The 7,966-nt window shown below is 41.0% G+C and carries 8 protein-coding genes; 7 read left to right on the top strand and 1 reads right to left on the bottom strand.

Annotated elements, in window-relative coordinates; genetic code table 11:
* The first annotated feature begins 87 nt into the window (after window positions 1-87).
* Both ahpC and ahpF read left to right on the top strand, forming a co-directional pair.
* On the top strand, window positions 88-648 hold the full coding sequence (gene ahpC / locus SCSH_RS03330) for an alkyl hydroperoxide reductase subunit C (RefSeq protein WP_057490480.1): 561 nt from the start codon (window positions 88-90) through the stop codon (window positions 646-648).
* 11 nt (window positions 649-659) lie between these two features.
* Window positions 660-2,195, top strand: a complete 1,536-nt coding sequence (gene ahpF / locus SCSH_RS03335; RefSeq protein WP_057490481.1) for an alkyl hydroperoxide reductase subunit F — start codon at window positions 660-662, stop codon at window positions 2,193-2,195.
* A 200-nt stretch (window positions 2,196-2,395) separates the two neighbouring features.
* Here ahpF and SCSH_RS03340 read toward each other — a convergent pair whose 3' ends face one another.
* On the bottom strand, window positions 2,396-2,749 hold the full coding sequence (locus tag SCSH_RS03340) for a DUF3397 family protein (RefSeq protein ID WP_152972498.1): 354 nt from the start codon (window positions 2,747-2,749) through the stop codon (window positions 2,396-2,398).
* A gap of 224 nt (window positions 2,750-2,973) precedes the next feature.
* Here SCSH_RS03340 and rplK point away from each other — a divergent pair, with 224 nt between their 5' ends.
* The 5 genes from rplK to SCSH_RS03365 all read left to right on the top strand — a co-directional run bounded on the left by rplK (window position 2,974) and on the right by SCSH_RS03365 (window position 7,834).
* Window positions 2,974-3,399: a 50S ribosomal protein L11 gene (rplK, locus tag SCSH_RS03345; RefSeq protein WP_003087294.1), complete on the top strand. Its 426-nt coding sequence runs from the start codon at window positions 2,974-2,976 to the stop codon at window positions 3,397-3,399.
* Window positions 3,400-3,569: 170 nt separating this feature from the next.
* Window positions 3,570-4,259: a 50S ribosomal protein L1 gene (gene rplA / locus SCSH_RS03350; protein ID WP_057490483.1), complete on the top strand. Its 690-nt coding sequence runs from the start codon at window positions 3,570-3,572 to the stop codon at window positions 4,257-4,259.
* A 236-nt stretch (window positions 4,260-4,495) separates the two neighbouring features.
* Window positions 4,496-5,233 carry a UMP kinase gene (gene pyrH, locus SCSH_RS03355; protein ID WP_057490484.1) on the top strand — a complete coding sequence of 246 codons (738 nt, stop codon included), beginning with the start codon at window positions 4,496-4,498 and terminating at the stop codon, window positions 5,231-5,233.
* 955 nt (window positions 5,234-6,188) lie between these two features.
* Complete coding sequence (gene frr, locus SCSH_RS03360; RefSeq protein ID WP_057490485.1) at window positions 6,189-6,746, top strand: ribosome recycling factor; 558 nt, start codon at window positions 6,189-6,191, stop codon at window positions 6,744-6,746.
* Between the two features lie 227 nt (window positions 6,747-6,973).
* Window positions 6,974-7,834, top strand: a complete 861-nt coding sequence (locus tag SCSH_RS03365) for a CvfB family protein (protein ID WP_057490486.1) — start codon at window positions 6,974-6,976, stop codon at window positions 7,832-7,834.
* Window positions 7,835-7,966: the final 132 nt, after the last annotated feature.

A 7,966-nucleotide genomic window follows, 5' to 3' on the forward strand; every position in this document is an offset into this window, starting at 1 on the left:
ATTATAAAAACTATCTTTTTAAGCTGATTATTGGACTTTTTGTAAGAGTTTTCCTATAATGTTTTCAAAATAAAAGGAGGACGAAATATGTCTTTAGTCGGAAAAGAAATTGTTGAGTTTTCAGCTGATGCTTACCGTAACGGTAAATTTGTGACCGTCTCAAATGAGGATTTAAAAGGAAAATGGTCAGTCTTTTGTTTCTATCCAGCTGATTTTTCCTTTGTCTGTCCTACAGAACTCGGTGATTTGCAAGAACAATATGATGCCTTGAAAGCATTGGGGGTTGAAGTCTATTCTGTTTCTACAGACACCCACTTTGTTCATAAGGCTTGGCACGATGATTCAGATGTTGTCGGTACAATCACTTATACCATGATTGGTGACCCATCACATGTTCTTTCTCAAGGTTTTGAAGTTTTGGGTGAAGACGGTTTGGCTCAGCGCGGAACCTTTATCGTTGATCCAGATGGAATTATCCAAATGATGGAAGTCAATGCGGACGGTATCGGCCGTGATGCCAGCACTTTAATTGACAAAATCCGTGCCGCTCAATATGTTCGCAGCCATCCTGGTGAAGTTTGCCCGGCTAAATGGAAAGAAGGAGCAGAGACTCTAAAACCAAGTTTAGATCTGGTTGGTAAAATTTAAAGGAGGCTGTTATGGCTTTAGATGCAGACATCAAACAACAATTGAGCCAGTATCTGGAACTACTGGAATCTGACATTGTTCTGGAAGCTAATTTGGCAGAGGATGATAACTCTTCAAAGGTAAGGGATTTTCTTGAAGAAATTGCAGCCATGTCTGAGCGTATCAGTCTTGAAGCAAAGCCGCTGTCAAGAGTTCCGAGCTTTCGAATCGCTCAAAAAGGAAAGCAGTCAGGAGTAGAATTTGCAGGGCTTCCTCTGGGACACGAGTTCACGTCCTTTATCTTAGCCTTGCTGCAGGTCTCTGGCCGTCCGCCTAAGGTGGAAGCCGATATTATTGAAAGAATAAAAGCCATTGACAGTCCCTTGCATTTTGAAACCTATGTCAGTCTGACCTGCCATAACTGTCCTGATGTTGTTCAGGCCTTTAATATCATGGCTGTTCTTAATCCTAATATCAGCCATACCATGGTTGAAGGAGGCATGTTTGAAGTGGAAGTGAAAGAAAAGGGCATCATGTCGGTGCCAACTGTCTATTTAAACGGACAGGAATTCACTTCTGGGCGTGCAACAATTGAGCAGCTCTTAGAGAAAATTTCAGGTCCTTTGAGTCAGGAAGATTTTGCTGACAAGGGCGTTTATGATGTGCTGGTTGTTGGAGGTGGTCCTGCGGGCAGCAGTGCGGCTGTTTATGCTGCTAGAAAAGGGATAAAAACAGGTCTTTTAGCAGAAACCTTTGGTGGGCAGGTCTTGGAAACGGTCGGCATTGAAAATATGATCGGTACCCCTTACGTAGAAGGTCCGCAGCTTATGGCTCAGGTGGAAGGACATGTTAAAAAATACCCTGTTGATATTATAAAGGCTCAGAAAGCTAAGGCTCTTAAGAAAACTGACTTGATTGAAGTGGAGCTGGAAAATGGAGTTCTTTTGAAAGCCAAAACAGCAATTCTTTCTTTGGGGGCTAAATGGCGCAATATCAACGTCCCTGGAGAAGAAGAATTTCGCAACAAAGGTGTGACTTACTGTCCACACTGTGATGGCCCGCTTTTTGAAGGTCAAAAAGTGGCTGTTATCGGCGGCGGAAATTCCGGTCTTGAGGCTGCCATTGATTTAGCGGGATTGGCCAGTCATGTTTATGTCTTAGAATTTTTACCGGATTTAAAAGCAGACCAAATCCTGCAAGAACGGGCACAGGCGCTCAGCAATGTTAGTATTTTGACAAATGTCGCTACCAAGGCCATTGTAGGGAGCGATCATGTTGAAGGTCTGGATTATGTGGACCGTGCCTCTAATCAAGAACACCATTTGGACCTATCTGGTGTCTTTATCCAAATCGGTCTGGTTCCCAATACCAAATGGCTTGCGGACAGTGATTTAGCTCTAAACAGTAAGGGTGAAATTATCACTGATAAACAAGGAGCAACAAATATTCCTGGAGTTTTTGCGGCAGGAGACTGTACCGATTCTGCTTATAAGCAAATCATTATTGCTATGGGCTCCGGAGCGACCGCAGCTTTGGGTGCTTTTGATTACTTGATTAGGCAGAGCTAACAGCAGCTGCGACGCGCGTTCGTGCAGTCGACATACTGCGAAAACAAAGCTTAAGGACTTTAATCAAGATTTCTTAGGACTTAGCGTAGAGCATCCAGCATTAGCGAATTTTCTTAAGATATTACTTATTAGAATCAATCATAAATGAAAAGCAGATAAGCGTCTTTGGTACTTATCTGCTTTTTTATATGAAGTTATGATTAGTTGGCCAGAAAAGCCGCAATAACAGTTGCTAAATAAAAGAAGAAGGTCAAAATGAAACCGGCCCGCCAAAAAAATTTGAAAAAGCGTCTGAAAGAAAAAGCTTTTCTTTTTTTGAGCTGCCGAATGGCCAGCGTCAAAGCCAGAATTGACATGGCCAGTAAATAATGTGGCAGAAAACTGTGGGTATAAAACTTAGCTGAGACTAGAACAATTTCTGCTGCAAAAAGCGGCAGTGCCAGATCAGCCAGATTTAGACCGAAGCGCCTCAAACGAAAGGTCGAAACAATGATATAAGAAAATACAAGAGTAAGAAAAATAAAGGCCACAGCCATAAATTTGTACATAATCATAATCCTATTTTATAACGATTTTACAAGAAAGTAAACGCCTGAATGAAAATAAAAATGTTTTGGCCTCGCATCATTGGCAAAGGTAGAGCAGAAAAAATTCCCTGTTTAAATATCTTGATTTTTGCCTAAAATAGTGTATAATAGTTGAGTATGCTGTAATGGCATATTTGTGGGAGGTAAAAATCTTTTAATTACCGAGAGAACCACAACAGGAGGATTTTATAATGGCTAAAAAAGTCGAAAACATCGTAAAACTTCAAATTCCTGCTGGTAAAGCAACACCAGCTCCGCCAGTTGGACCAGCACTTGGTCAAGCAGGAATCAACATCATGGGATTCACGAAAGAATTTAACGCTCGTACAGCTGACCAAGCTGGTATGATTATCCCAGTTGTTATCTCAGTTTATGAAGACAAATCATTTGATTTCGTTACTAAAACACCGCCAGCTGCTGTTCTTTTGAAAAAAGCTGCAGGTGTTGACAAAGGTTCTGGTGAACCTAACAAAACTAAAGTTGCTTCAGTAACGCGTGCGCAAGTACAAGAAATCGCTGAAACAAAAATGCCAGATTTGAACGCTGCAAACATTGAGTCTGCAATGCGTATGATCGAAGGTACTGCTCGTTCTATGGGATTCACTGTTACTGACTAATAGAAATCCTGATAAGGTGTTATCCGCGTTTACAAAATTTTGCTGCTGTAATAAGGCGGAGGAAAATTAGCTGAACATCGGAAGCACTAGACCCGCAATGCTTGATCATATGTTGACGAGTGACGTGGGAGATGAAAATCGATATGACCACATTACAAGGAGAAGATAAAATGGCTAAAAAAAGCAAACAATTACGTGCTGCTCTTGAAAAAATTGACAGCACCAAAGCTTACAGCGTAGAAGAAGCTGTAGCACTCGCAAAAGAAACTAATTTCGCAAAATTTGATGCAACTGTAGAAGTTGCTTATAACCTTAACATTGATGTTAAAAAAGCTGACCAGCAAATCCGCGGTGCCATGGTATTGCCAAACGGTACTGGTAAAACTCAGCGTGTGCTTGTTTTTGCACGTGGTGCTAAGGCTGAAGAAGCTAAAGAAGCTGGTGCAGACTTTGTTGGTGAAGATGAACTCGTTCAAAAAATCAACGGCGGTTGGTTAGATTTTGACGTTGTCATTGCAACACCTGATATGATGGCAGTTGTCGGCCGTCTTGGTCGTGTCCTTGGCCCTCGTAACCTTATGCCAAACCCTAAGACTGGTACAGTAACTATGGATGTTGCTAAGGCAGTTGAAGAGTCTAAAGGCGGTAAAATCACTTACCGTGCTGACAAGGCTGGTAACGTACAAGCTATCATTGGGAAAGTATCATTTGATACAGATAAGTTGGTTGAAAACTTCAAGGCTTTCAACGATGTTATCGTAAAAGCAAAACCAGCTACTGCAAAAGGTACTTACATCACTAACCTTGCTCTTACAACAACTCAAGGACCTGGTATCAAGGTTGATGCCAACTCACTTTAAGCCGTAAAAAGATTGGGAAATTTTGTTTTCCAATCTTTTTTAGACTCTAGTTTTGATGCAACAGCTGTTTTAACAGATAAATTTTTAGATGCTGATCTTGTCTTTTTGTACTAAAAAACAGAAAAGATTGGGACTTATTTGTATTTTTGAATTTTCCCGTTTTCAAACAGAAAAGATACTATAAATTTTATTGGAAGTATGGTAAAATATTAGGGATAAAATAAGGAGTACAGATAATGGTAAAACCTAAATATGATCGTGTGTTGATTAAACTTTCTGGAGAAGCCTTAGCTGGAGAAAGAGGAGTCGGCATCCATATTCCGACTGTTCAAGCAATTGCTGAGGAAATTAAGGAAGTTCATGATTCAGGCGTCGAAATTGCTCTGGTTATCGGTGGCGGCAATCTTTGGAGAGGAGAGCCTGCTTCTGAAGCCGGTATGGATCGTGTTCAGGCTGATTATACAGGTATGCTGGGAACAGTTATGAATGCCCTTGTCATGGCAGATGCTCTTCAGCATGTAGGTGTGGATACCCGTGTTCAGACAGCCATTGCTATGCAGCAGGTTGCAGAACCTTATATCAGAGGCCGGGCTCTTCGCCATCTGCAAAAGGGCCGTATTGTTATCTTTGCTGCTGGGGTCGGATCGCCTTACTTTTCAACTGACACAACATCTGCCCTTCGAGCAGCAGAAATTGAAGCGGATGCTATTCTTATGGCCAAAAACGGTGTTGATGGGGTTTATAATGACGATCCCCGTAAGAATGCTGATGCTATCAAATTCAACGAACTGACCCATATGGAAGTCCTCAAGCGTGGTCTCAAAATTATGGATTCAACAGCAAGTTCGCTGTCAATGGATAATGATATTGATTTGGTTGTGTTCAATCTCAATGAATCTGGTAATATTAAACGTGTCATCTTCGGTGAGCAGATTGGAACAACTGTCACCAGTAAAATTTCTGACTCAGAATAATTGAACACGGCTACGACACTGTGCAAAAAGATAGCTTCTCCTAGAGTCCTGCGACTCTTCGTCGAATCTCCTATTTTGCTGTGTGTCGTTTAACGCCCTTAGCGACACTTCGTTTGGTTAGTCGACCTTACTAACCAAACGAAGTTAGCGGAAGAGGCAGCCAAATCACTATAGTGATTGGCGTTTGTTATCAAGTGCGGAGCACTTAGATAACAATCCTCTGCCGTATCTTATTAATTGAACACGCCTACGACTCTGTGAAATTAGATTCGCCTTCCTAGAATCTTTAGGGATTCTTCGTCAGGCTCCCTAAATTTCTTTGAGTCGCTTAACGGCTTAGCGACACTTCGTTTGGTTAGTCAATCTTACTAATCAAACGAAGTTAGTGGGAGAGGTAGCCAATTCACTATGGTGATTGGCGTTTGTTATCAAATGCAGAGCATTTAGATAACAATCCTCTGCCGTATCTTATTAATTGAACACGCCTACGACTCTGTGAAATTAGACTCGCCTTCCTAGAATCTTTAGGGATTCTTCGTCAGGCTCCCTAAATTTCTTTGAGTCGCTTAACGGCTTAGTATCTTATGTAACTGAACACGAGCTGCGAGCTGTGTCAAAAAGATAATTCCTCCTAGAGTCCTTTGACTCTTGGTCGAACCTCCTATTTTGACTTTGCTCGCTTACGCTCTTTGCGACACTTCGTTTGGTTAGTCGATTTTACTAACCAAACGAAGTTAGTGGGAGAGGTAGCCAAGTCACAATGGTGATTGGCGTTTGTTATCAAGTGCAAAGCACTTAGATAACAACCCTCTGCCGTATCTTATGTAACTGAACACGGGCTAAAAGCGTCGAGAAAAAGATAGCCTGCCTTATGCGCAAAGCGCATGGCGTTAGGCTCCTTATTTTCTTCTCGCTTTCTTAACGCCCTTAGTATCTTAGTATAAGGAGAATATAAATGGCAAATGCTATTGTAGAAAAAGCAAAAGAAAGATTTGAACAGTCTCATCAGTCTCTTGCACGTGAGTTTGGCAGCATTCGTGCTGGTCGTGCCAATGCTAGTCTTTTGGATCGTATTGAAGTGGAATACTACGGTGTGCCTACCCCTCTAAATCAGTTGGCTTCTATCACTGTCCCAGAAGCACGTGTTCTTTTGGTTTCACCATTTGATAAATCATCGCTGAAAAATATTGAACATGCTATTAATGCTTCAGATATTGGTATTAATCCAGCAAATGACGGATCTGTTATCCGTTTGGTTATTCCTGCTTTGACAGAAGAAACTCGCCGCGACTTGGCCAAAGAAGTGAAAAAAGTTGGTGAAAATGCCAAGGTTGCAATCCGTAATATCCGCCGTGATGCTATGGATGAAGCTAAAAAACAAGAAAAAGCTAAGGAAATCACGGAAGACGAATTGAAGTCTTTAGAAAAAGATATTCAAAAAGCAACGGACGATGCTGTTAAACACATTGATGATATGACAGCAAATAAGGAAAAAGAACTGCTTGAAGTTTGATCTTAGAAAATTTTGGCTCTTAAATTTGCTGTAATCAAATTTAAACAGCAGTTAGAGTTTATTAGAAATAAAATCGCAGAGGGGGTGGGGATCCACTCCCTTTTATAAAGGAAAGGAATGAAACAGGGCTTAACAATGTGAGAATGGGATAAAGCAAGACAATTATATCTTTTTTTGCATATATGCAACTATATCCGTTTTTCATTTTTAAAACCTGAACCTCAATTATGAATCACTTACTGGCAACAGTCATCACTGGAATGGTGACAGATGAAAATGAAACATTTTATTTTATCCAAAAAGATGGATTTACCTTTGCTTTGGATAAAAAAGAAGGTCAGCACAAGATTGGTGACATGGTCAAGGGCTTTGTCTACACAGACAAGCAGCAAAAAGCACGTTTGACAACGGTTGCTGTAGAAACTACACGTACATCGTATGGTTGGGGTCTTGTGACTGATGTACGGCGGGATCTCGGCGTTTTTCTTGATGTCGGCTTGGCAGATAAGCAATTCCTTGTTTCTTTGGATGTCCTCCCCGAATTAAAAGAATTGTGGCCTAACAAAGGGGATAAACTTTACGTACATCTGGATGTTGACAGGAAAAACCGAATTTGGGCTGTTCCGGCTGGACCGGAAGTTTTCCAAAAAATGGCTGGACCAGCTTACAATAATATGCAAAATCAGACATGGCCTGCCATTGTTTATCGCCTCAAACTGACAGGTACCTTTGTTTATCTGCCCGAAAACAATATGCTGGGCTTCATTCACCCAAGCGAACGCTATGCTGAACCACGTCTGGGTGAAGTTCTTAAGGCGCGTGTTATTGGTTTTCGTGAGGTTGACCGTACCCTCAATTTATCCTTAAAACCGCGTTCTTTTGAAATGCTTGAGAATGATGCCCAGATGATTTTAGCTTATCTTCAAAGTAATGGTGGATTTATGACTTTAAATGACAAGTCATCGCCAGATGATATCAAAGCTACTTTTGGTATCTCCAAGAGCCAATTCAAAAAAGCTTTGGGCGGCTTGATGAAAGCTAGGAAAATTAAACAGGATATCAATGGGACAGAATTAATAGAGCAGTAAGTCTGCTTTTAAAAGAAAATTAGGAAGTAATTTCAGGTTGTAGACAAACTCTCTAGTTAGCATTTCACAAGTACACACATCTTAGGATAATATCAATTCACAATCTATAAGAAAAATAGGCGAATTGACCGA

Origin of the sequence: Streptococcus orisasini, assembly GCF_001431045.1 — a bacterium.
In the GTDB taxonomy this organism is placed as follows: domain Bacteria; phylum Bacillota; class Bacilli; order Lactobacillales; family Streptococcaceae; genus Streptococcus; species Streptococcus orisasini.